Source organism: Kitasatospora sp. NPDC096128 (genome assembly GCF_040303105.1).
Lineage (GTDB): Bacteria > Actinomycetota > Actinomycetes > Streptomycetales > Streptomycetaceae > Kitasatospora.
The window spans coordinates 1-23,737 of sequence record NZ_JBEOSP010000048.1; the positions used below are offsets into that span (position 1 = coordinate 1).

Annotated in this window: 22 protein-coding genes; 6 read left to right on the forward strand and 16 right to left on the reverse strand. The window is 72.7% G+C overall.

All coding sequences use genetic code 11. The features are described from left to right. Positions 1–221: 221 nt before the first annotated feature. Both ABTY61_RS35010 and ABTY61_RS35015 read right to left on the reverse strand, forming a co-directional pair. Positions 222–1,211: a carbohydrate-binding protein gene (locus ABTY61_RS35010; protein WP_350509211.1), complete on the reverse strand. Its 990-nt coding sequence runs from the start codon at positions 1,209–1,211 to the stop codon at positions 222–224. Positions 1,212–1,379: 168 nt separating this feature from the next. Next, a complete protein-coding gene (locus tag ABTY61_RS35015; protein WP_350509212.1) occupies positions 1,380–3,176 on the reverse strand; it encodes a GGDEF domain-containing protein in 1,797 nt (598 codons plus the stop codon). 366 nt (positions 3,177–3,542) lie between these two features. Here ABTY61_RS35015 and ABTY61_RS35020 point away from each other — a divergent pair, with 366 nt between their 5' ends. Then, a complete protein-coding gene (locus ABTY61_RS35020) occupies positions 3,543–4,070 on the forward strand; it encodes a flavin reductase family protein (RefSeq protein WP_350509213.1) in 528 nt (175 codons plus the stop codon). Positions 4,071–4,107: 37 nt separating this feature from the next. On the opposite strand, the gene arfB is transcribed toward ABTY61_RS35020, so the two are convergent. Continuing rightward, complete coding sequence (gene arfB / locus ABTY61_RS35025) at positions 4,108–4,539, reverse strand: alternative ribosome rescue aminoacyl-tRNA hydrolase ArfB (RefSeq protein WP_350509214.1); 432 nt, start codon at positions 4,537–4,539, stop codon at positions 4,108–4,110. A gap of 67 nt (positions 4,540–4,606) precedes the next feature. On the opposite strand from arfB, the gene ABTY61_RS35030 reads away from it, so the two are divergent. Together ABTY61_RS35030 and ABTY61_RS35035 are read left to right on the forward strand one after the other, a co-directional pair. After that, complete coding sequence (locus ABTY61_RS35030) at positions 4,607–5,104, forward strand: hypothetical protein (protein WP_497969888.1); 498 nt, start codon at positions 4,607–4,609, stop codon at positions 5,102–5,104. Positions 5,105–5,249: 145 nt separating this feature from the next. Beyond that, positions 5,250–5,825 carry a TerD family protein gene (locus tag ABTY61_RS35035; RefSeq protein WP_350509216.1) on the forward strand — a complete coding sequence of 192 codons (576 nt, stop codon included), beginning with the start codon at positions 5,250–5,252 and terminating at the stop codon, positions 5,823–5,825. Positions 5,826–5,896: 71 nt separating this feature from the next. On the opposite strand, the gene ABTY61_RS35040 is transcribed toward ABTY61_RS35035, so the two are convergent. The 7 genes from ABTY61_RS35040 to ABTY61_RS35070 all read right to left on the reverse strand — a co-directional run bounded on the left by ABTY61_RS35040 (position 5,897) and on the right by ABTY61_RS35070 (position 12,544). Then, positions 5,897–7,072 carry a hypothetical protein gene (locus tag ABTY61_RS35040; RefSeq protein ID WP_350509217.1) on the reverse strand — a complete coding sequence of 392 codons (1,176 nt, stop codon included), beginning with the start codon at positions 7,070–7,072 and terminating at the stop codon, positions 5,897–5,899. Between the two features lie 154 nt (positions 7,073–7,226). Next, positions 7,227–7,715 carry a DUF3180 domain-containing protein gene (locus tag ABTY61_RS35045; protein ID WP_350509218.1) on the reverse strand — a complete coding sequence of 163 codons (489 nt, stop codon included), beginning with the start codon at positions 7,713–7,715 and terminating at the stop codon, positions 7,227–7,229. A gap of 212 nt (positions 7,716–7,927) precedes the next feature. Beyond that, on the reverse strand, positions 7,928–8,527 hold the full coding sequence (folK, locus tag ABTY61_RS35050; RefSeq protein ID WP_350509219.1) for a 2-amino-4-hydroxy-6-hydroxymethyldihydropteridine diphosphokinase: 600 nt from the start codon (positions 8,525–8,527) through the stop codon (positions 7,928–7,930). Positions 8,528–8,570: 43 nt separating this feature from the next. After that, on the reverse strand, positions 8,571–8,930 hold the full coding sequence (gene folB, locus ABTY61_RS35055) for a dihydroneopterin aldolase (RefSeq protein WP_030288941.1): 360 nt from the start codon (positions 8,928–8,930) through the stop codon (positions 8,571–8,573). Between the two features lie 247 nt (positions 8,931–9,177). After that, entirely contained in the window at positions 9,178–9,675 is a 498-nt protein-coding gene (locus tag ABTY61_RS35060; RefSeq protein ID WP_350509220.1) for a nuclear transport factor 2 family protein, read from the reverse strand. A gap of 10 nt (positions 9,676–9,685) precedes the next feature. Continuing rightward, the gene (gene folP / locus ABTY61_RS35065; RefSeq protein ID WP_350509221.1) at positions 9,686–10,558 is read right to left on the reverse strand and encodes a dihydropteroate synthase; all 873 of its coding nucleotides are present in this window, start codon (positions 10,556–10,558) and stop codon (positions 9,686–9,688) included. A gap of 144 nt (positions 10,559–10,702) precedes the next feature. Further along, complete coding sequence (locus ABTY61_RS35070; RefSeq protein ID WP_350509222.1) at positions 10,703–12,544, reverse strand: phosphatidylglycerol lysyltransferase domain-containing protein; 1,842 nt, start codon at positions 12,542–12,544, stop codon at positions 10,703–10,705. Positions 12,545–12,925: 381 nt separating this feature from the next. On the opposite strand from ABTY61_RS35070, the gene ABTY61_RS35075 reads away from it, so the two are divergent. Next, the gene (locus tag ABTY61_RS35075; protein WP_350509223.1) at positions 12,926–14,080 is read left to right on the forward strand and encodes an alpha/beta hydrolase; all 1,155 of its coding nucleotides are present in this window, start codon (positions 12,926–12,928) and stop codon (positions 14,078–14,080) included. Positions 14,081–14,195: 115 nt separating this feature from the next. After that, positions 14,196–14,984 (forward strand): ferritin-like domain-containing protein, encoded by a 789-nt coding sequence (locus ABTY61_RS35080; protein WP_350509224.1) that lies wholly within the window; start codon positions 14,196–14,198, stop codon positions 14,982–14,984. Between the two features lie 34 nt (positions 14,985–15,018). Here ABTY61_RS35080 and folE read toward each other — a convergent pair whose 3' ends face one another. From folE to dacB, 6 genes are all read right to left on the reverse strand, one after another. After that, complete coding sequence (gene folE, locus ABTY61_RS35085; protein ID WP_350509225.1) at positions 15,019–15,624, reverse strand: GTP cyclohydrolase I FolE; 606 nt, start codon at positions 15,622–15,624, stop codon at positions 15,019–15,021. 106 nt (positions 15,625–15,730) lie between these two features. Then, the gene (gene ftsH, locus ABTY61_RS35090) at positions 15,731–17,785 is read right to left on the reverse strand and encodes an ATP-dependent zinc metalloprotease FtsH (RefSeq protein ID WP_350509226.1); all 2,055 of its coding nucleotides are present in this window, start codon (positions 17,783–17,785) and stop codon (positions 15,731–15,733) included. Between the two features lie 227 nt (positions 17,786–18,012). Next, positions 18,013–18,567: a hypoxanthine phosphoribosyltransferase gene (hpt, locus tag ABTY61_RS35095; RefSeq protein ID WP_350509227.1), complete on the reverse strand. Its 555-nt coding sequence runs from the start codon at positions 18,565–18,567 to the stop codon at positions 18,013–18,015. A gap of 70 nt (positions 18,568–18,637) precedes the next feature. After that, the gene (tilS, locus tag ABTY61_RS35100) at positions 18,638–19,765 is read right to left on the reverse strand and encodes a tRNA lysidine(34) synthetase TilS (protein WP_350509228.1); all 1,128 of its coding nucleotides are present in this window, start codon (positions 19,763–19,765) and stop codon (positions 18,638–18,640) included. 290 nt (positions 19,766–20,055) lie between these two features. After that, positions 20,056–21,240, reverse strand: a complete 1,185-nt coding sequence (locus tag ABTY61_RS35105) for an Rv3626c family coenzyme F420 biosynthesis-associated protein (protein ID WP_350509229.1) — start codon at positions 21,238–21,240, stop codon at positions 20,056–20,058. 168 nt (positions 21,241–21,408) lie between these two features. Then, on the reverse strand, positions 21,409–22,983 hold the full coding sequence (gene dacB / locus ABTY61_RS35110) for a D-alanyl-D-alanine carboxypeptidase/D-alanyl-D-alanine endopeptidase (RefSeq protein ID WP_350509230.1): 1,575 nt from the start codon (positions 22,981–22,983) through the stop codon (positions 21,409–21,411). Positions 22,984–23,110: 127 nt separating this feature from the next. Here dacB and ABTY61_RS35115 point away from each other — a divergent pair, with 127 nt between their 5' ends. Then, positions 23,111–23,602 (forward strand): inorganic diphosphatase, encoded by a 492-nt coding sequence (locus tag ABTY61_RS35115; protein WP_189924907.1) that lies wholly within the window; start codon positions 23,111–23,113, stop codon positions 23,600–23,602. Positions 23,603–23,737 lie beyond the last annotated feature (135 nt).

Genomic DNA, 23,737 nt, shown 5'->3' on the forward strand with positions numbered 1-23,737 from the left:
GATCGGCTCGCTGGAGGCCGGCAAGCTCGCCGACCTGGTCGTGGTCGACTCCGACAGCTACGACCTGGTCGCCGTGATGCGCCGCGGCCGCTGGGTCCTCGGCGGCGACAGGTTCCCCACCGTCAGAAGCACCGTCAACACCGTCAACACCGCCTGAGCAACGGCGACGGCCGCCCTCCCCCCACCGGGGAAGGGCGGCCGTCCTCGTCTCTGAGCGGGCCTCAGCTGCTCGGCTCGACGGTGATCTGGTCGATCAGGATCGGCCCGGAGGGCACCGTGAAGGTGACCGAGTTCGCCCCGGCCTGGAACTGCGGCAGTATCCAGGTCGTGTACCAGGACGACGCCGGGTCCTTGCCGGGCGAGTAGTTCTTGTACGTCAGCCCGTTCGGCCAGTCCTTGCCGTTGACCGAGGCCGCGCCCTTCACGTCCCCGCCGGCGTTGTTGAAGTGCACCGTGAGCTTGTACGTCCCGGCTGCGGCGACCTGCCCGCTCCAGGTCACCGAGCCGCCCTGCTGGAGCGTCAGGTAGCTGCCGTCGGCGGACTTGGCGCCCTTGACGCTGTTGCCGGACGGCGCGTTCTGCCCCTGCAGCTGGCCGGCGTCCACGGTCGCCGGGCCGGCCGAGACGGTGGCGCTCGCCGAGGGCGAGGCCGTCCCGCTGGCGGCGGAGGTCGCCGGGGTGCTCGGGGCGGGCGGGGCGGCGGTCGTGGTGCCGCCCTTGGCGCTCTTGTCGCCCTCCGGGTCACCGGTGGAGAGCGCGATCCCGGCACCGATCGCGATCGCCGCGACCACGGCGACCGCGCCGATCACCGCGCCCTTGCTCCGGCCGCTGCTCGGCCGCTCGTCCCCCGGCTGCGGCCGGGAGTGCTCGGCGTAGCGGGTCTGCTGGGTGGGTGTGCCGTACTCGGCCTGCTGCGGGAGGCCGGGCTGGCCGTACTGGCCCTGCGGGGGCATCCCCTGCTGACCGTACGGCGGCTGCGCCGGGCCGGGCTGGCCGTAGGACGGCTGCTGGGCGCGCGGAGGCTGGCCGTACTGCGCCCGGCCGACCTCCATCGGCCGGTTGTACGACGTACGGGGAACTCCCTGCTGCGGCTCGGCCGGCTGTCCGGCGGAGCCGTCGGCCGGGCGGTAGAGGTAGCCGAACGGGTCGTCGTCCTGCGGGGCACCGCCCCCCTGGCCCTCGGGCAATCCGTTGTCGCCGGCGGTCGTCACGGTGGTCTGTCCCCCATCCGGTGTGCGCCGCGCGCGGGCGGCGCAGATCATGGACGCTGTCGTACCGGGCACCCTACCTGCCCTACCTGACAGCAGGAAAAGAACCCTTGACAACCCGTGGGTAACCTGCGCGTTCCCGGGCGCCCGGGAAGGGCCGCGAGCCCGCCGTCAGCCCGCCCGCCGGTGCGAGCGCTCGCCGCGCGCCCCGCGCACCGCGCCGCCCCGGGCCCGCTTCTCGTCGTACATCCGCTCGTCCGCGGTGTGCAGCACCTCCTCGATGCTCATCCCGCAGCCGGCCCAGCCGATCCCGAGGCTCACCCCGACCCGCATCGCCCGGCCGTCGATCCGCATCGGCGGAATGATCGCGTTGCGCAGCCGGTGGGCCAGGTCCTTGGCCTCCTCGCGGCCGATCCCGTCGGCCAGCACCACGAACTCGTCACCGCCCAGCCGGGCCACCGTGTCGCCGTCCCGGACCGCCCCGCTCAGCCGCCGGGCGACCTCGACCAGCACCGAGTCGCCCGCGTTGTGCCCGAACCGGTCGTTGATCGACTTGAAGCCGTCCAGGTCGCAGAAGAGCACCGCCAGCCCCTTCTCGGCCGGCGTCGCCGGGCCGGAGCGGAACGGCGCGGACCAGGCCTCGCCGCCGGGCCCGAACTCGGCGGGCACCACGGCGTGCACGTGCTCCCCGTAGCCCGCGCCGAGGCCGGACAGCGGCCCGCCCTCCAGCGGCCCGTAGCCGTGCACCGGCCCGGCGTACGGGTCCGCGCCCTCCAGCCCCTCGTACGCCGTGTGCGCACTGTAGGAGTCGGCCGGGTAGGCGTACGGCTGCGGGTAGCCGACCTCGGCGGTCAGCGCGCCGGCGGCGGCGCCGACCGGCTGCGGCTCGGCGCAGAGCCGGCGGGCCAGCCGGGCCTTGAGCTCGGCGCCGTTGGGCAGGCCGGTGAGCGCGTCGTGGCTGGCCCGGTGGGCGAGCTGGAGCTCGTGGCGCTTGCGGTCCTCGATGTCCTCGACGTGGGTGAGCAGGAAGCTCGGGCCCTCGGCCGCGTCCGCCACGATCGAGTTGCGCAGGCAGACCCACTGGTAGCCGCCGTCCCGCCGGGACAGCCTCAGTTCCGCCCGGCCGCTCTCGGCGCTGGTGCGTTCCAACAGGGCCCGGTCCTCGGGGTGCACGAGGTCGGCGAAGCTCTGCTGGCGCAGCACCGCGCGGGGGCGGCCGAGCAGTCGACAGAGCGCGTCGTTGACCCTGGTCAGCTGGCCGCGCCCGGCGCCGTGCAGTTCGGTGATGGCCATCCCGCTGGGCGCGTACTCGAAGGCCTGCCGGAAGCTCTCCTCGCTGGCCCGCAGGGCCTGCTGCTCCTTCTCCAGCCTGGCCAGCGCGCGCTGCATCTCGGCCCGCAGCCGGGCGTTGCCGATCGCGATGGAGGCCTGCAGCGAGAACATCTCCAGGGCTTCGCGGGTCCACGCCCCGGGCCGCTTGCCGCTGCGCGGGCGGTCCACCGAGAGCACGCCGAGCAGGTCGCCACCGGCGCTGTACATCGGGGCGAGCAGTCCGTCGGCGGGGTGCCAGTCGTTGGCGTAGACGGGCAGCGGGCCGTCCCCGATCCACCGCGGGATGTCGCTGGCGACGGCCCAGCCGCGGTCGTACGGCAGGAAGCGCAGGGTGCCCCAGTGGTCGCTGACGCCGAGCAGCCGGTCCCAGGACTCCCGTGAGCCGACCTGGCCGAGCAGCACCGAGGGCCCGCCCATCGGGCTCTCCTCCAGCTCCCAGACAGCCGCCACCACGAGGTCGCCGTCCGGCCGGACCAGGCTGACCGCGGCGGCGTCGAAGCCGAGTCCGTGCACCGCGCCCTCGACGACGGCCTGCAGCGTGCCCGCCAGGCTGCGGGCAGCGTTGAGGTCCGCCACGACCCGGTGCAAGGTGCGGAGGGTCGCGAGACGGACGTACGGCTCCGACTCGGCTTCCATGCGGGGGCTCCCCGGCTGCTTCGGATAGTTCTTGATTGGTTATCGTCCGATTGCCAGAAGAACTGAATCACAGGGAGCACAGCGTTCGGCACGCTCGGTCAGCAATAGGCCACCACTTGTGACTTAAATCACACGACACTAATGCGTCCTTAATCAGTTCATCCTCCCCATAGCGGGACATAAACCGCTATCGGAACATTTCTGGTGGTCGACCGCCCCGGCCGCGGGCTGAAGCCGACTGCACCGACCGGTACCCCCGCTTCACCCCTGGGAGTGACCGGCACCGCGCCGCGAGCGGCCTGCGGCGGTGGTCCTACGACCACGGCCCGATGCCGTCACCCGGGGGCGACGGCTACCGTGCGGTACGTGTACCCGTCCCCGCAGTCCGAAGCTGCCCCCCACGCCACGCCCGACGAGTTCCGGGCAGCCCTCTCCCAGCTCGCCGCCGGCGTGAGCCTGGTGACCGTCCACGACGAGGAGGACGGCGAGGACGTCGGCATGACCGCCACGTCCTTCCTCTCGGTCTCGCTGGACCCGCCGCTGGTGCTGGTCTCGGTCCGCGAGGACTCCCGGATGGACGAGGTGCTCTCCCGGAACGACACCTGGGCGGTCTCGGTGCTCACCGAGGGGCAGAAGGCACTCGGCTCCCGCTTCGCCATGAAGGGCCGGCTCAGCGACCGGCTGCTGTTCGCGGAGACCGCGCACCACCGCGGCGCCCACACCGGCGCCCCGCTGATCGAGGGCGCGCTGGCCACCGTCGAGTGCCGCACCGAGCAGCGGATACCCGCGGGCGACCACACCCTGCTGATCGGCCGCGTCCTGGAAGCCGTCGTCCCCAACCCCGGCGGCCGCCCGCTGCTCTACTTCCGCGGCGGCTACCGCACGCTGGGCTGAAACGGTCCGGCGGGCCGGGACCGACCTGCGGGCGGGACTACTCGCCCCGCTGCAGCCGCCGCCCCTGCTTGAGCTCGGACCGGTGCCGCTTGTTCTCCAGCCGCCGCTCGACCATCCCCCGGCTGGGCCGGGTCGCCCGGCGGGCCTTCGGCGGCGGCGCGCACGCCTCGCTCAGCACCGCCGCCAGCCGCACCGCGGCCGCCTCCCGGTTGCGCCACTGGGACCGGAACTCCGAGGCCTGGACCACCAGCACCCGGCCGTCCACCAGCCGGTTGGCCAGCCGCTCCAGGGCGCGCGTGCGCCACACCTCGGGCAGCGCCTTGGACGCCGCCAGGTCGAAGCGCAGCTCGGCCTTGGAATCGGACGTGTTGACGTGCTGGCCGCCGGGGCCGGAGGAACGCGAGAAGCGCCAGACGAGCTCGGCGTCGGGGACGACCACCGACCCCCGTACGCGGATGGGCTCGGACATGCCGCCATCATCCCGCGCGAGACCCACCGGGTCACCCGGTTATCCGCACCCACCGGCACCCCCGACAATGGCCTACGTGATCGAGCTCGGCTACTCCCTCTCCAACCGCTTCCCCGACCCCCCGCAGACCGACTACCGCACCGCCCCCGTGCGCGCCCTGCGGTACGACCTGTTCTGCGGCGACGTCTACCTGGACGCCGAGGGCGCCGAACTCTCCACCCGCTGGGGCTGGGTCCCGGTGCTGGACTTCGCCTGGGCGCTCTGCGACATCGTCGAGGAACTCGACCGCGACCCGGACGGCTCCCGCGCCGCCCGGGTGCAGACCGCCGACCTCGACTTCACCCAGAACACCGAGCTGCTGCGCTTCGCCCGCCGCTTCAACTGGGTCGAGGTCACCGCGACCTGGCTGCGCGACGAGCCGCCCGCCGTGGTCCGGCACAGCGAGCTGCGGCGCGAGGCCCGGGACTTCCTCCAGGACACCCTCGCCGACCTGTTCGACATGCACCCCGACCTGGCCGACAACCCGAACATCTGGACGCTGCAGGGCCGGTTCCCCCGGATCTGACACCCGGAACCGACCGGGCCGGCCAACGCATTGCCCGCCCTTTGCCCGACTTTGACGTCCGTGAAGAATTCACGGGTTCTCCGGAACCAAGCCCCCCGGCTGTCGCGTTGTCCCGGGAAAAGCGAACGAAGGGACTGCAATCGCCATGCCAGTGAGCCTCTCCAAGGGTGGCAACGTCTCGCTGACCAAGGAGGCCCCCGGCCTGTCCGCGGTCAGCATCGGCCTGGGCTGGGACACCCGCACCACCACCGGCGCCGAATTCGACCTCGACGCCAGCGCGATCGTCCTGAACGCGGACGGCAAGGTGCTGTCCAACGCGCACTTCGTCTTCTTCAACAACACCAGCACGCCGGACAACACCGTCGTGCACACCGGTGACAACCGGACCGGCGAGGGCGCGGGCGACGACGAGTCCATCAACGTCAACCTGGCCGGTCTGCCCGCCGAGGCCGCCAAGATCACCTTCCCGGTCACCATCTACGACGGCACCGCCCGCGGCCAGAACTTCGGCCAGGTCCGCAACGCCTACATCCGCGTGGTGAACGCGGCCGGCGGCGCCGAGATCGCCCGGTACGACCTCTCCGAGGACGCCGCCACCGAGACCGCGATGATCTTCGGCGAGCTCTACCGCAACAACGGCGAGTGGAAGTTCCGCGCGGTCGGCCAGGGCTACGCCTCCGGCCTGGCCGGCATCGCCCAGGACTTCGGGGTCCAGATCTGACGCGGCCCGGGCACCGACGCGCAGGGGTGGGAAGTCGGTCGACTTCCCACCCCTGCGCGTTCCTCGGCCGCTCAGCGCGAGGCGCGCAGCTCCGGCAGCTCGATCAGCTCGGTCTCCTCTTCGGGCGTCAGGTCCACCACGGTCGGCCCGTCCGGCTCGGCGCCGCCCGCGCGCACCGACTGCTCCGGGTGCTCGGACGACGCGTCCGCGCCGACCGCCGCGGCTTCCTGTGCCTCGGCCTTCGCCTTCGCGGCGACCGCCTCGTCACCCACCACGTCCGCCAGGTCCGCGCGCTCCCCCAGCTCGACGACGCTGCCCACCGCCGGCGCCGGAGCGGCCGCCCGGACCGCCGCACCCGGACCACGGCCGAAGAAGCTGAAACCCTGCCCGCGCGCCTGCCCGGACTGCGCCGGACGCGGCCGCTGACGCTCCGCCGGCACCGACACCGGCACCGGCACGGCGGGCAGGGCATCCGGCGCCCCGCCCAGCTGACCGACAGTCGCGGTCAGCGCCGGGCGCAGCGGCGTGGGCCGCACCGGGGTCCGGCCGGCCGGCGCCTGCGCCGGGGTGGGCACCGAGGGCGCCACCGGGGCGGGCACGGACACCGGCACCGGGGCGGTCGCGGCGGTGGGAGCAGTCGAGGTGGCCGGAGCCGTCCGCGCCCGGAGCGCGACCTCCGCGCCCGCCGTGCGCTCCCGCTGCGCCTCCTGCTCGGCGGCGCGCCGCTCCAGCAGCCGCAGCACGGAAGCGGCGCGGACGAACGCGGCCGGGCTGGCCGGGTACTTGGGGCGGCTCGCGGCGAGCGCCCGCTGGGCCGCCTCGGCCTCCTTGAGCGCCTGCTCGGCGACCGCCACGGCCCGCTCCCGGAGCAACCGGGCGATCTCGGTCTCGGCCTTCGCGAGCCGCGACTTCTCCGCGGTCAGCCGCCGACCGAAGCGGGTGGCCCGCTCCTCGGCGACCTCGGCCGCGTACTCGGCCTCGGCGAGCTGCTCCTCGAACCGCTCTTCGGCCCGCAGCCGCTGCGCCGCGGACATCTCGGCGGCGGCCCGGGCGGTCTTGTCGCGCTGCCGCAGCAGCACGGCGAAGCCGAGCGTCGCGATCAGTGCGGCGACGCCCACCGAGCGCACCAGGATGGTGTCCTGACTGAAAAGCAGAGCGGCCAGTGCGGCGACCAGCAGTACGCCGGCGGCGGTGGGGGGAAAGACCCGGCCGAGGACGGAGGATTGACGGTGGCGTCCGCGAGACATGCCAAGAAACTAGCGTGCGAATTGGGGCCGTGTCAGCCCAGGGTCCCCTTCCACCCTTGACACTGGGGATTTTTTACCGCACGTGCCCGGCTTTTCACTCAAGATCACGAAAAAAGCCCTGCTCAGCGACGCCCGACGGGATCCGGCCGATCCGTCAGCGGTGGGAGGCCGCCGGACCGCTCGGATCGTCGTGGTCCTCCGGCAGCTTGCAGACGTGCTGCAGCCAGAGCGCCGCCGCGATCACCGCGGCCCCCGCCAGTACCGCGAGCCCGGCGGTGACCGCCTGGTCCTTGCGGGCCGACACGTCCAGCTCGCCGAGCAGGTAGATCCCGGCCCCGGCGTAGATGCCGGTGACCACCGAGGAGACCAGCGCGCTGGCCTGCCCGAGCACCACCGCCCGGGCCGCCAGCAGCGGGTCGACCCGCTTCGCGCCGGGCTGCCGCTCGCGCACCGCCTTCAGCCGGGACCGCAGCGAGAGCGCGGTCGCCAGCAGGATCACCGCCACCGCCGCCAACACCACCGGGGCCGCGGCCGGCACGGCCGGCAGCGTGTCCAGGGACGCCCACAGCTTGGAGCCGGCCCAGGACAGCGCCGTCGTCGCGGCGGTGATGCCGATCAGCAGACGGAGGCGAAGCAGCTTCACGCGGAGGTGGTCCTTCCCGGGGTTTGCCAGAGCCGACCGCCCGCCCGGTGGCCCGGTACGGCGGCGTCAGGCCACCGTACCGGGACCGGACGGGCGGACATCTACTCGTACGGCCGGGCCCGGTCGCCGAGTTCCCCGGCCACCCCGGGGACTCCCGACCGGCCGGGCCGGGGACCGGCCGCGGACCGGCTGCGGACCGGCCGCGCCCGGCACTACTCGGGCAGCGTCAGCCGGATGTCGTCGCGGCGCTTCACGCCCTGCGCGTCCGGGCCGCCGAGCGCCTCCAGCAGCGCGCCGACCTGCCCGTGCCCGGGCACCTCTGCCTCGGGCTGGGCGTCCAGCCAGGGGGCGAGCACGAAGGCCCGCTCGTGCGAACGCGGGTGCGGCAGCAGCAGCTGCGGGTCCTCGCTGACCACGCCCTCGTAGGCCAGGATGTCGACGTCCAGGGTGCGCGGGCCCCAGCGGACCTCGCGGACCCGCCCGAAGGCGTCCTCGATCGCGTTGCCGCGCTCCAGCAGGTCGCGCGGGGGCAGCGAGGTGCGCAGCACCACGACCGCGTTGTAGTAGTTGGGCTGTTCCTCCGGGCCGCCGACGGCCTCGGTCTCGTAGATCGCCGAGACCGCCTTGATCTTCAGCCCGGGGGTGTCGGCGAGCGCGTCGACGGCACCCTGGAGGGTGTCCAGCCGGTTGCCCAGGTTGCTGCCGAGCGCGATCACCGCACAGCGCTGGCTGTGCAGCGTGGTGTCGGCGGAGTCCACCCGGCTCTCCAGGTCGAACGCGTTCGGCTCGGCGATCGGGTCACTGCTGTTCATCGAAGAAATCCCTCTGCATCGGAAACCAGGCGCGCGGTGGGGGTCATGCGCGGCCCCGGTGGATGGTCACGGTCACGTCGTCGAACGGCACGGTGATCGGGGCGTCCGGCTTGTGCACGGTGACCTCGACCTCCTCGACCGCGTCGTGCTTCAGGCACTGGTCGGCGATCCGCTGCGCCAGGGTCTCGATCAGGTCGACCGGTTCCCCGGCGATGATCGCGGTGACCTCCTCGGCCACGATGCCGTAGTGCGCGGTGCGGGTGAGGTCGTCTCCGGACGCGGCGGGGCGGGTGTCCAGGTACAGCACGAGATCGACCACGAAGGTCTGCCCCTCGACGCGCTCGCGCTCGAAGACGCCGTGGTGGCCCCGGGCTCGCAGCCCCCGCAGGGTGACGCGGTCCAGCAAACGAATCACTGCTCCCAGTCGGACGGGCCCCGCCCGGAGGAAAGCTTGGACGGGCAGGGCGAAGGCGGGCAGCACACCCGCCACTCCGTTTCGAATCTACCCGTGAGCGCGGACAACGCCTGACCGTCCTACCCGGCACGAACCGTCGCCACGCGCACCGAAATGGCGATTGACGTGAACGTTCGGTGACCACCCGGAAATTCCCCGGCGACCGCCCGGCACCGAATTCCCCCAGCCCCCGGAATCAGTCCTCGTCGTCCTCGTCCCCGCTGGTCAGAACGGGTGAACCGTGGTGCGACCAGAGCTTCCACCCGGCCGGGGTACGCCGGAACAGATTGCTCGACACGACCTTTCCGCCCACCAGCGGCCCGAGTTCCCCCTCCTCCTCCGCCTCACCGCCGGAGAGGATGTTCTCGGTGCACGTGACAAGGGCCACATCCCCGTGGACCTCGGCCTCGACATCGGTCAGGAAGAACTGGATGTACTCCGTGTTCATCATGATCAGCATGTACGAGCGGGTCACCTGTGCCCGCCCGCGCAGCACCGGCCAGCCGGGGTGCACACAGACCACCCCACCCTTGTCGTCGGCGTGCTCGGGCCCCAGCCAGGCCTCCTCGACCGCCTCGACGTCCCCCCGCTCCAGCGCCTCGTAGAAGGCGCGGTTCGCCGCGAGCACCGCCTCCAGGTCCACCTCCCGGGCCTTTCCGGCCGTCCCGCCGCTCAACCTGCCGTCACCTGTCACAGACCCTCCCTCACCCCAGCCGCGCCGCGCGCTGCCAGGCCGCGACCACGCGGACGGCGTCCGCCGTACCGGACACGTCGTGCACCCGTACCGCCCAGGCTCCGGCCTGGGCCGACAGCACCGAGACCGCGGCGGTCGCGTCGTCCCGCTCGCGGGCCGGGCGCAGCTCCCCGGTTTCCGGGTCGGCGAGCAGCGTACCCAGGAACCGCTTGCGCGAAGCCGCGACGAGGACGGGACGGCCGAGCGCGGTGAGGGCGTCCAGCCGGCCGAGCAGCGCCCAGTTGTGCTCAGCGGTCTTGGCGAAGCCGAGCCCCGGATCGAGGACCAGCTGGTCCTCCTTGACCCCGGCGGCCAGCAGCGCGTCCATCCGCCCGGTCAGCTCCTCGACCACGTCCCGCACGACGTCCCGGTAGACGGCCAGCCGGTCCATGTCGGCGGACTGCCCGCGCCAGTGCATGACCACGAAGGGCGCGCCGGTCTCGGCGACCACCCGGGCCATCGCCGGGTCGGCGAGGCCGCCGGAGACGTCGTTGACGATCGCGGCGCCGGCCTCGACGGCCCGCTCGGCGACCGAGGCCCGCATGGTGTCGACCGACACCACCAGCCCGGCGGCGGCCAGCTCGCGCACCACCGGCAGCACCCGGCGCAGCTCCTCCTCCTCGGGCACCCGCTGGGTTCCGGGCCGGGTGGACTCGCCGCCGACGTCCACCAGGTCCGCGCCGCGGGCTCGCAGGGCCAGCCCGTGCGCGATGGCCTTGGCGGGGTCGAACCACAGCCCGCCGTCCGAGAAGGAGTCGGGCGTGACGTTGACCACGCCCATCACGGCGCAGCGGTCGAGCCGCGGCAGTCCGGCCGGCAGGACGAAGGACGGCGAATCGCTCATGCGCCCGCCTCGCTTCGCTCCGCGGGGGCATTCGCCCACGCGCGCCTTCCGATGATCCGCTCGCTGCGCTCGCTCATGCCCCCATTATCGAACGGGGCCCCAGCCGAGGATTCTCGGCGGGGGCCCCGAACGGTTCGCGGTGCCTCAGGCGGCCTCGCCGACCTCGCGGGTCGACGGGACGGGCATCAGGCCCTCGCGCTGGCGCTTGCGGCCGAAGCGCGGCATCCCGAGGGTGATGAAGGCCTCCGCCTGCATCGCCGCGAAGCCGATCCGCGGCAGGTCCCGGGTGCTCGGGAAGACCAGGAAGCGCGGCTCCCACTCGGGCTGGAACTTGGCGTTGAACTTGTACAGCGACTCGATCTGGAACCAGCGCGACAGGAACACCAGCAGTCCGCGCCAGGCCCGCAGCACCGGTCCGGCGCCGATCCGCTCACCGCGGGCCAGCGCGGAGCGGAACATCGCGAAGTTGAGCGACACCCGGCGGATGCCCAGGGCACCCACCTCCTGGAGGGCGGCGACGATCAGCAGCTCGTTCAGGCCCGGGTCGGCGGCGCGGTCGCGGCGCATCAGCTCCAGCGAGATGCCGTCCGGCCCCCAGGGCACGAAGTGCAGCACGGCCTTCAGGTCGTCGCCGCCCTCGCCCTCCTCCGGGTCCTTGTGGGCGGTGACCACCACGCAGTCGTCGTCCAGCGGGTCGCCGAAGCGGCCCAGGGCCATCGAGAAGCCGCGCTCGGTGTCGGTGCCGCGCCAGCGGGCGGCGGCGTCGGCGATCCGGTACTTCTCCTCGACGCTGAGGTCGGAGACCCGGCGCACCTTGCAGGAGTAGCCGTTGCGCTCGATCCGCTTGACCATCTGGCGGACGTTGCGCATGGCCCGGCCGGAGAGCGAGAAGGTGCCGGTGTCGACGATCGCCTCGTCGCCCAGCTCCAGCGCGTCCAGGCCCGCCTCGCGGGTCCAGACCTCGCCGCCGACCTCGCTGCAGCCCATCACGGCCGGCACCCAGGCGTGCTCGCGGGCCTCGGCCATGAACACCTTGATCGCGCCCGGCCAGGCCTCGACGTCGCCGACCGGGTCGCCGGAGGCGAGCATCACGCCGGAGACGACCCGGTAGGAGATCGCGGCCTTGCCGGTGGGCGAGAACAGCACGCTCTTGTCGCGGCGCAGCGCGAAGTAGCCGAGCGAGTCGCGCTCGCCGTGCCGCTTGAGCAGCTCGCGGACCTTCTCCTCGTCCTCGGCGGTGAGCTCCGGCTTGGGCTTGCCCGGGCGCAGCGCCAGGTAGGCGGTGGTGAAGGCGGTCAGCAGGCCGAGGCCGCCGAGCAGGTAGGCGACCAGGTCGGACATCCGCTCGTTGGTGTAGCGGATCGGGCCCTCGAAGCCGAACAGCCCGTACCCGACGTGCTGCAGCCGCTCCACCAGGCCCGGGTGCCCGAGCTCGTACCGGGTGCGGGTGCTCACGATCAGCAGGCCGAGCAGCACGCTGAGGGCGCCCATGACGACCAGGTTGACCACCGCGCCCCAGCGGGTGCGCGGGTCGGCCTTGGCGTAGAACTCGCGCTGGTGCACGAGCATCACGACGAGGACCAGCAGCGAGACGACCGCCGGGCCGATCTGGTGCCACCGCACGATGTGCAGCGCGGCGCTGAGCGGCAGCAGCACGCAGACCGCGCGCCAGGCCCGCCGCTTGCGCCGGCGCAGCGCGTGCGCCAGCGGCACCAGCAGGAGGCCGACCATCAGCGTGCCGACCGCGGCCAGGCTGGTGGTGCCGCCCGGCAGCTGCCCGGCGAAGGTGTGCATCTTGGTGTGCCGGAGCTTGGGGAACACCGCGCTGGCGATGTCCACCAGCCCGATCAGCAGGCAGGCGTAGCCGACCGCACCGGGGAGCCAGGCCCTCGGGACGGCGGCCGCCTGGTTGCGCAGCGTCTGCAGACCGCGCCGACGGCGCGGCGGCTGCTCGGGGGTCGGCTCAACGGACACGGGAGCGCTCATGGAAGCTCAGCGTAGAGGTTGCGGTGCGGTGTCCGTTCACTCCGGGGGAGCACGTGTGATGGACCTTCATGCGTATTCCTTCATCGGGCAATGCGCATACCAAGGATCCGGAAAGGGACGGTAATCCGGTGCCGTGGGCGCGCGCTGCGGGTTGAGCCGGGGGTGGGAGCCGCGGGTCCGCCGCCGCGTGGCGGGGTACGGCCCTCCGGTGCGTGGTACGTACGGTGGACGCCGCATTCTAGGGCGCCGGTTGCCCCGGACCTCCCCCCGCCCTCCCGCCCCCGCCGGGGCGTCCGGACAGCCTAGCTGCGGTGGCCCGGCCTGACGGCCCGCCAGACGATGAAGCCTGCATCGACAGTGTCCCACCGGAAGGCCGACGGCATGGAACTGACCAGCGACGTGCTGGTGAACGCGCTGCTCGCACTCGGAGCTGCGGCCCTGGTCACCACGTTGTGGATCTGGCCCCGGCTCGCCCGGCAGCGCCCGCTCCCGGTGCTCGGCCGGATCGGCCTGCTGACAGTCGTTCAAGTCTCGATCCTCGCGGTGCTGGCGCTGTCGGTGAACAACTCCTTCGGGTTCTACACCTCCTGGGACGACCTGCTCAACCCCGGCGGCGCCAAGCTCGCGCTGACCAGCAACGAGAACCACAAGGGCGGCACCCCGGTCTCCGACCAGCTGGTCCAGCCCACCAACGAGGGCGGCATGGAGGGCGCCCCCAACCTGCCCAAGGGCGCGCCGGAGGAGGTCGGGAAGATCGAGTCGGTCCGGGTCAACGGCAAGGAGACCGGTTTCTCCGACCAGATGTTCGTCTACCTGCCGCCCGAGTACTTCGACCCGAAGTTCGCCCTGGTCCGCTTCCCGGTCCTGGTGGCCCTGGCCGGCTTCCCCGGCACCACCCTGAACCTGCTCAAGGAGCTGCCCCTGGTGCAGTCCGCGGCGGAGCTGCAGCGCTCCGGCAAGATGCCGCCGACCGTCCTGGTGCTGGCCCGCCCGGCCGTGGTCCCGGCCCGGGACACCGAGTGCGTGGACGTCCCCGGCGGGCCGCGCACCGAGACCTGGTTCGTCAAGGACGTGCCCGAGGCCCTGCACAGCGCTTACCGGCTCGGCCGCTCGGCGGGCTCCTGGGGCCTGTTCGGCTACTCCACCGGCGGCAGCTGCGCGATGCGGCTGTCGATGCGCTTCCCGAACGTCTACGGCAGCGCCGCGGGCCTGCACGGCGACTTCGCGGTCCGCCAGGACCAGTACACCGGCGGCGACCTGTTCAACGGCGACAAGGCCCTGGCCCAGCAGCACGACCTCAACTGGCGCCTGCAGAACCTCCCCGCCCCGCCGCTCAACCTGCTGGTGGTCTCCACCCGCAAGGAGTCGGACTACCCGCAGACAGTCCAGTTCGTCGACCAGGCCACCCAGGTCGCGGCGGCCAACCCCCAGTTCAAGGTGGAGTCGCTGTACCTGGACGACGGCGGCCACAACTTCGACAGCTGGACCAGGGAGCTGCCCGCCTCGCTGGAGTGGCTGGGGTCCCACCTCGGCTGAGGCGTGCGGGTGATTACCCGCCGGTCGCCGCGTCCGGCCGGCGGTTCGGGGGACGTATCTCGACCGCCCGTCCGACCACCGGCGGGCGCCGCCCCGGATCCGCGCAGGAGGCGCCGTGCTGAGCACCCGATCGCTCTTCAACGAGATCTACCGGAACGACCAGGCCTACCAGCTGTTCTGCAGCATCGCGGCAGGCGGCGAGGACCAGGGCGGCTGGGAGAACGAGCGGATCACCGCCCTCAGCCGGGACCCGGTGCTCGCCCCGAAGATCGCCCGGCACGGCGCGGACGAGCGCAAGCACGGCCGGATCTTCACCCAGCTGCTGAACAAGCGCGGCCTGCCCAAGGTGCCGGTCCCGGACGACGCCGACTACTGCATGCTGCTCGAGCGCAAGGGCGTCGGCCTCTCCCACGAACGGCTGAACGGCGACACCCCGCTGACCGACCGCGAGATCATCACCTACCTCGCCCACAGCCGGGTCACCGAGCAGCGCGCCGCCGAGCAGATGCGCCAGCTGGTCAAGGTCTACGGGGACAACCCCGAGCTCGGCCGGGCGATGCGGATGATCTCCGCCGACGAGGACAACCACCTCGCCTACTGCCACGAGGAGCTGCTGCGGCTGGTCGCCGAGGGCCACGGGCCGTACATCCGGCACACCCTGGAGACCAGCGCCCGCGGCGAGATCCGCACCCACCGGGACGTCGGCCTCGCCGTCACCGCCCGGATGGCGCGGATCCTGCGTTGGCCGCGCTGGCAGCTGGTCGTGGTCACGCTCGGGGTGCACGCGCTCTACCTGTACGACCGGGCCTTCGGCTGGCGCCGGATGGTCACGCTGCGGATGCCGGAGCGGCGCAACGCACTGGGCACCCCGGCTCCGCAGCACGCGGAGCCCGAGGTGCCCTGAGCCGCGGCCCGGTCCTGGCCGACGGCCGATGCCGCTACCTGCCGATGATGAGGCTCATCGCCTCGGCCCGGGTGGCCGGGTCGCGCAGCTGGCCGCGCACGCAGGAGGTGATGGTCTTGGCGCCGGGCTTGCGGATGCCACGCATTGACATGCACATGTGCTCGCACTCGACCACGACGATCGCCCCGCGCGGCTCCAGGATCCGCATCAGCGCGTCGGCCACCTGGCTGGTCAGCCGCTCCTGCACCTGGGGCCGGCGGGCGTAGACGTCGACCAGCCGGGCGAGCTTGGACAGCCCGGTGATCTTGCCGCTGGGGGACGGGATGTACCCGACGTGCGCGACGCCGCGGAACGGCACCAGGTGGTGCTCGCAGACCGAGGTCAGCTCGATGTCCTTGACCAGCACCATCTCGTCGTGGCCGAGGTCGAAGGTGGTGGTCAGGACGTCCTCGGGCTCCTGCCACAGACCCGCGAATATCTCCTTGTAGGCCCGCGCCACCCGGGCCGGGGTCTCCAGCAGGCCCTCGCGGTCCGGGTCCTCCCCGACGGCGAGCAGCAGCTCGCGGATGGCGTTCTCGGCCCGCTTCTGGTCGAAGGCACCGACGGCGGGCGGACCGTCGAGCGTCACCGGGTCGATCATGCGGGCCTCGCTTACTCGTGGGAAGACTCTGGCTGAACAGCACGGATGCCGCGCCTCCAGGGTACAAACCCTGGTGACGCGGCATCCATTCCTACCGGAGGCCGGATCAGCCCTCGGTCGGCGGCTCGGCCGCGGGCAGCGGCGGGAGCTTCACGATGTCGACCGGCACGGTGTCGGAGGCGGCGGCGCCGTTGGTGAGCGCCAGCTCCTTCGGCGACTGCACCGGCGGCCGGGTGGACGGCGTGCGGCGGGCGGAGCCCGTCCAGGCCGGCCGGTTCGGACGCTTGACGATCGGGGCGAAGATCTCGGCGATCTGCTCCTTGTTCAGGGTCTCCTTCTCGAGGAGCTCCAGGACCAGGTTGTCGAGCACGTCGCGGTTCTCGACCAGGATCTCCCAGGCCTCGTTGTGCGCGCTCTCGATGAGCTTCTTGACCTCTTCGTCGACCAGCCCGGCGACCTCTTCCGAGTAGTCGCGCTGGTGGCCCATCTCGCGGCCCAGGAAGGGCTCCGAGTTGTCGCTGCCGAACTTGATCGCGCCCAGGCGCTCGGTCATGCCGTACTGGGTGACCATGGCCCGCGCCGTGGCGGTGGCCTTCTCGATGTCGTTCGAGGCACCGGTGGTGGGGTCGTGGAAGACCAGCTCCTCCGCCGCGCGCCCGCCCAGCATGTAGGCCAGCTGGTCGAGCATCTCGTTGCGGGTGGTGGAGTACTTGTCCTCCTCCGGCAGCACCATGGTGTAGCCGAGGGCCCGACCGCGGGACAGGATGGTGATCTTGTGCACCGGGTCGCTGTACTGGCAGGCCGCCGCGACCAGGGCGTGACCGCCCTCGTGGTACGCGGTGATCTTCTTCTCCTTGTCGGACATGATCCGCGTGCGCTTCTGCGGACCCGCCACGACGCGGTCGATCGCCTCGTCCAGGATGCCGTTGTCGATCAGCTTCTTGTCCGAGCGGGCGGTCAGCAGCGCGGCCTCGTTGAGCACGTTCGAGAGGTCGGCGCCGGTGAAGCCGGGGGTGCGCTTGGCGACGGCCGACATGTCGACGTCGGGCGCGATCGGCTTGCCCTTCTGGTGCACCTTGAGGATGTCCAGACGGCCCTGGAGGTCGGGGCGCTCCACCGCGATCTGGCGGTCGAAGCGGCCCGGGCGCAGCAGCGCCGGGTCCAGGATGTCGGGGCGGTTGGTCGCCGCGATCAGGATCACGCCGCCCTTGACGTCGAAGCCGTCCATCTCGACCAGCAGCTGGTTGAGGGTCTGCTCGCGCTCGTCGTGGCCGCCCCCGAGACCCGCACCGCGGTGCCGGCCGACGGCGTCGATCTCGTCGACGAAGATGATCGCCGGGGCGTTCGCCTTGGCCTGCTCGAACAGGTCGCGGACGCGGCTGGCGCCGACACCCACGAACATCTCGACGAAGTCCGAGCCGGAGATGGAGTAGAACGGCACCCCGGCCTCGCCCGCGACGGCACGCGCCAGCAGGGTCTTGCCGGTCCCGGGCGGGCCGTACAGCAGCACGCCCTTGGGGATCTTGGCGCCGACGGCCTGGAACTTGGCCGGCTCCTGGAGGAACTCCTTGATCTCGTGGAGCTCCTCGACCGCCTCGTCCGCACCGGCGACGTCCGCGAAGGTGGTCTTCGGGGTGTCCTTGGTGAGCAGCTTGGCCTTGGACTTGCCGAACTGCATGACGCGCGAGCCGCCGCCCTGCATCTGGTTCATCAGGAACAGGAAGACCAGGACGATGATCACGATCGGCAGCATCGACAGCAGCAGGCTGACGAAGGTGCTCTGCTTCTCCGGGCTGACGGTGTAGCCCTCGGCGAGGGTGTTCGGGTCCTTGTCGTTGATCTGGGCCTGGAGCTTGTCGGCGATCGCGACACCCTGGTCGCCGATGTACGAGGCCTGGAACTTGTTGCCGGACGGGACCTTGCCCGTGCCGGCGTTGGACAGCGTGGCGCCGTCCTTCAACTGGATCTTGATCGTGTTCGAGTCACCGGTGGTGATCTGCGCCGACTTGACATTGTGCGCATCGATCGCTGCGACGACCTGCCCGGTGTCCACCGTCTTGTAGCCGTTCGAATCCGAAACGACCTGCATCAGTACGATGACGGCGAGGACGGCCAGCACGATCCACATGATCGGCGCACGGAAGTATCGCTTGACGTCCATCCATGCGGGGCGTTGCCGCCCCGTCCCTCCTGCCACTCAACGGCGCCGGGAGGCTGTGGGCCGCGGCGCAATCGGAATCGGTGCTCATGTGAAGAGCCGTTTATTGGACCGTACCGCAGTCGGACCCACCCATGGCGGGAGCACGGCGACACAGCTTTGCTTCTTTGTCCCCCGGTCCAACGGGCGGGAACAACCCACTGTTCCCGCCCATAGCCCGAACGGAGCCCTCAGCCGCCGTAGACGTGCGGGGCGAGGGTCCCGATGAAGGGCAGGTTACGCAGCTTCTCCGCGTAGTCCAGGCCGTAGCCGACCACGAACTCGTTGGGAATGTCGAAACCGACGTACTTCACGTCGATCTCGACCTTGGCCGCGTCCGGCTTGCGGAGCAGGGTGCAGACCTCGAGCGAGGCCGGGCCGCGCGAGCCCAGGTTGCCCAGCAGCCAGGACAGCGTCAGGCCGGAGTCGATGATGTCCTCGACGATCAGGACGTCCCGGCCGGCGATGTCGGTGTCCAGGTCCTTCAGGATGCGCACCACACCGGAGGACTTGGTCCCCATGCCGTACGAGGAGACGGCCATCCAGTCCATCGTGACCTGCGAGTGCAGGGCCCGGGCCAGGTCGGCCATCACCATGACGGCCCCCTTGAGGACGCCGACGATCAGCAGGTCCTTGCCTGCGTAGTCCCGGTCGATGCGCTCGGCCAGCTCCCGGAGCTTGGCGTCGATCTCGTCCTTGCTGATGAGCACCTTCGCGAGGTCAGCGCCCATGTCGTTCTGGTCCACCGGGGATACGTCCTCAAACGTTCGGGGTCTGGATGGCCGGCGGCCGGCTCCCCCGGGACATGCCTCGCCCTCAGTCGCCCTGCCGCCGAAAGACCAGCGTGCCACACCTGCGGGTGGCCTCGACGCCCCCGGGTAGGTGCAGCGGACCCTGGCCGCGCCATCCGGTGACCAGCAGGTCCACCGTCTCCAGGTGCCGGGCGAACAGGTCCCCGGCCGGACAGCCCGCGCGCAGCGCGGCCCGGCGCAGCACCCGGCGCCGCACGGCGGACGGCAGTTCGGCCAGTTTCACGGCGTCCAGGGTGCCTTCGCCCGTACGGAGGTCGCGTTCGGCCAGAGCGGCCCACTGGTCGAGGGCGTCCGCGTCGTCGCGGAACAGCCGGGCGGTCCGGGCCAGCGCCTCCACCACGCCGCCGCCGAGGTGCTTCTCCAGCACCGGCAGCACCTCGTGGCGGACCCGGGAGCGGGTGTAGGCGGGATCACAGTTGTGCGGGTCGTCCCAGACCGGGATCGCCTGGGCGGAGCAGGCCTGCCGGGTGGCCGCCCGGTCCAGCTCCAGCAGCGGGCGGCGGTAGCGGCCCTTCTGGGCAGGCATCCCGGCCAGCGAGCGGGAGCCGGAGCCGCGGGCCAGGCCCAGCAGCACGGTCTCGGCCTGGTCGTCCCGGGTGTGGCCGAGCAGCACGGCGATCGCGCCGAGCCGTTCGGCGGCCTCGTCCAGGGCGGCGTAGCGGGCGTCCCGGGCGGCGGCCTCCGGGCCGCCGGAGCGGCCGACCCGCACCGGGACGGCCTCGACCGGGTCCAGGCCCAGCGAGCGCAGGCGCTCGGCCACCTGGGCGGCGCGGTCGGCGGAGCCGTCCTGCAGGCCGTGGTCGACGGTGACGGCGCCGACCCGCAGGCCGATCTTGGGGGCCTCGAAGGCGGCGGCGGTGGCCAGGGCCATCGAGTCCGCGCCGCCGCTGACGGCGACCAGGACCAGCGGCGAGCCGGGGGCGGCCGGGGTGCGGGGCAGCCCGGAGGGGTGGCGGGCGGCGTTGCCGATCAGGGTGGTGCCGACGGCGGCACCCACCAGCGGCGCCCCGGCCGGGCGCCCGCGGGGTTCGCGCACGGGCGCGGTGAAGGTGGAACCGGCCTCGGCGGCGAGGTCGGTGAGCGTACGGCGAACGGCCAGGCGTATCGCTGCGACGGCGGGGTGAGGACCCACGGCGGACGACTCCTCGACGGAGGGGACAGGACTGCGGCGGGCGGCCGGAGCCGCGCAGCTGCATAGCGCCGCGTTACCGGGCGCTCACAGATGGTGGCAGAAAGTGGCGGGCCGCTACGCCACCCGCGCCACCGGTACGACCACCGTCCCACGTACGGGTGAATGGAGAAACGTATCTTCACCCACCATCTGCCCGATTGGACCACTCGTACGAGCGGGTTTGACCGCCGCCGACCGACGGCGGCCCCCCAGCACGCCGGGAATGCCCGATCGGGGCCTCCCGGTACCGCTCAGCGGCCCACCCGGGCGACCCAGGCGGCCGGGTCGTGGATCTCGTCCTTGGTCGGCAGGGTGTTCGGGGACGTCCACACCCGGTTGAAACCCTCCATGCCGACCTCACCCACCACGGCCCGGACGAACACCGCGCCGTCCTGGTACTGCCGCAGCTTGGCGTCCATGCCCAGCAGACGGCGCAGCATCAGGTCCAGCCGGTTCGCCCCGCGGTCCCGGCGCTGCTGGAACTTCTCCCGGATCTCCGCGACAGTCGGCACCACGGCCGGGCCGACGCCGTCCATCACCACGTCCGCGTGGCCCTCCAGCAGCGACATCACCGCCGTCAGCCGACCGAGGATCTCGCGCTGCGCGGGCGACTGGACGATCTCCAGCAGGTTGCCGCCGGAGGCGCTCTCCCGCCCCTCCCGGCCGCCCGTGCCCGGCAGGCCGGCGCCCAGCGAGCCCGCCGCCTCGCGCAGCCGGTCCAGCAGCGCGCCCGGGTCCACGTCCGTCTCGGCCAGGAAGGACTGCACCTCGGACTGGATGTGGTCACGCAGCCACGGCACCGCGGTGAACTGGGTGCGGTGGGTCTCCTCGTGCAGGCAGACCCAGAGCCGGAAGTCGGACGGGTCGACGTCCAGCTCCCGCTCGACGTGCACGATGTTCGGCGCCACCAGCAGCAGCCGGCCCGGGCCGGGGCCCTCCGGGCCCAGCCGCGGCTTGTCGAACAGCGCCGCCGGGCTGTCCGGCGCCTCCAGCGAGGGCTCGGCCGGGGCGAAGGTCTCGTACTGGCCCAGCACCTTGGTCGCCAGGAACGCCAGCAGCGCCCCGACCTCGATCCCGGTCGCCTTCTCCCCCACCGCCCCGAAGACGCCCGCCGCCGCGCTGTTCGCCCGCCGCGCCTGCAGCTTCTCCACCAGCGGCTGGACGACCGTGCGGAAGCCCGCCACGTTCGCCCGCACCCACCCCGGACGGTCCACCACCAGCACCGGCGTCGCGGCGGCCGCGGCCAGGCTGCTCGACCGCATCCCGGTGAACGCCCGCACGTGCTCCTCGGCCTCCAGCGCGTGCCGGCGCAGCTCGGCGACGACCGCCGCCGCCTCGGCCCGGCTCACCTCCGGCCCCGGCCGCACCAACCTGGTCGCGGTTGCGACCGCGAGATTCCAGTCGACCATGTCAGCCCCGCCACTCGCGCTCGTCATGCCCTCACCGTACGTGCTCCCCACCATCGACGGCAGCCACCCGCCACCAACACCCTGCCCGCCCCCGGACCCCCTCGAACCCCCCGGCGCCGGGCCCCGGAAGACCCCGCCGGGCGCCCCTTCCGACGGCCGGGCCGACGGCGGCGAGGCCGCCGTGCGGACAGTGGGTCAGTGGCAGCCGCAGGAGGTGAGGCGGGCGGCGATCCGGTCCATGGCGGCGCGGGCGGTGTCCGCCGGGGCGGTGGTGCGGGTCATCACGGCGAAGGCCAGCAGGCGGCCGTCGGCGTCCACCACGGTGCCCGCGAGGGTGTTGACGCCGCTGAGGGTGCCGGTCTTGGCGCGGATCAGGCCGGCCGCGTCGGCGGCGCCGGAGCCCGAGCCGTAGCGCTTGCCGAGGGTGCCGGTGAAGCCGGCCACCGGGAGGCCGGTGAGGACCGGGCGCAGCGCGGGGTGCTGGTCGGAGGCGGCCAGAGCGAGGATCCGGACCAGGACGGCGGGCGGGATCCGGTTGTCCGCGACCAGGCCGCTGCCGTCGTTGAGGACCACGCCGGTCATCGGCACGCCGAGCCTGCCGAGCTCCTTGGCGACGGCGGTCGCCGCGCCCTCGTAGTCGGCCGGCTGGTGCCCGGCGAGGGCGACCTGACGGGCGATCGCCTCGGCGAGCTGGTTGTCCGAGGTGGTGAGCAGGCGCTCGACCAGCCGGGCGACGGTCGGCGAGTCGACCTTGCCGAGGACGGGGGCGTCGGCGGCGGCCGGGGAGGTGGCCGGCTCGGCCTTGCCCTCGACGGTGACGCCCTGGGCGGCGAGCATCGTGGCGAAGGCCGTCGCGGCCGCGCCGGCCGGGTCGGCGACCCGGGCCGGGGCCTCCTCCTTGCTCTTCGGGTCGACCCTGGCCTCGTCCACCATCAGCGGGACGACCAGGGCGAGGTTCTCGTTGTCGGGCTTCCGCTGCTGCGTGCTGTCGGGGTACAGCGACAGGTCGTAGTCCAGCCGGACGGTCGTGGTGCCGGCCGCCTTGAGCGCGGTGGCGGTCTGCCGGGCCAGTGCCTCCAGCGAGGCGGGCGCGGTGTCGGCGTCGGCGGGCCGCCCGCCGATCTGCACCTGGTCGGCCGGCAGCGCGGTGAGCGTCGGGTCCCCGCCGCCGACCAGGGTGATGCTGCCCGGGTCGGCGCCGCGGACCACCCGGGTGGAGAGCCGGGTGTCGGCGGGGATCAGCGACAGGGCCGCGACCGAGGTGGCCAGCTTGGTGGTGGAGGCAGGGGTGGCCGGAGTGTTCTCGTCGGAGCCGTAGAGGAGTTGACCGCCGGCGGCGTCCGCGACGGCGAGGGCCACGGTGCCCAGGCTCTTGTCGGCGAGGGCGGGGGCCAGCGCCTGCTGGAGGCCCTGCGCGGTGGGGACGGCGGCCTCCGGACCGCTCTCGGCGACGGCCAGGACGGCGCCCGTCGCGGGCGCCGGGCGCGCGACGGGCGAACCGCTGCCACCGCTGCTCCCGGGTGCGGCGGCGGGCGGCTCGGACCGGCGGCCGGGGCTCTGGCTCGGACCGGGCCTGCCCTTCCCCTGCTCGCCCTTGCGACCGTCACGACCGTCGCGGCCGTCGCGGCCGTCACGACCGCCCTGGTCGCCCTGGCTGTTGTCGTCCTCGACCTGCCCCGCGCTGTGCCCGCCCGGCGAGGGGGACGGCTGCGCGTACGCACCGCCCGCGCCCAGCACCGTCCCGGCCACCAACAGGGCCGCTCCGAACAACCCTGCGGCCGTCCCCCTGCGACGGCGCGCCGTCCCCACCCCAGCTCCCACCGACCGGCCCCTTTCCTCAGCACCCACTCCCGTAGGAGACACTTGGATTCTGTCAGTCCCTACCTTGGAGGAACCGTTGGAATTCGACGTCCTTATCGAAATCCCGAAGGGCTCTCGTAACAAGTACGAGGTCGACCACGAGACCGGCCGTCTGCGGCTCGACCGGATGCTCTTCACGTCGACCCGCTACCCGGCCGACTACGGCTACGTCGAGGGCACGCTCGGCGAGGACGGCGACCCGCTGGACGCCCTGGTCATCCTGGACGAGCCGACCTTCCCCGGCTGCCTCATCAAGTGCCGTGCCATCGGCATGTTCCACATGACCGACGAGGCCGGCGGCGACGACAAGCTGCTCTGCGTCCCGGCGACCGACCCGCGCTGGGAGCACCTGCGCGACATCCACCACGTGTCGGAGTTCGACCGCCTGGAGATCCAGCACTTCTTCGAGGTCTACAAGGACCTGGAGCCGGGCAAGTCGGTCGAGGGCGCCAACTGGGTCGGCCGGGTCGAGGCCGAGGCCGAGGTCACCGCTTCGATCAAGCGCCTGGCGGAGCAGGGCGGCCACTGAGCCGTCGTTCCGATCCGTTCGCCCCTCGTCCGTTCGGGGGAGTTCTGAGTAGGTCGGGACAGCACGGGGCCGGGGTCCGCGGATTCGTCCGCGAGCCCCGGCCCTCGTCATGTCCCCGGGCGTCATGTCCCCGGG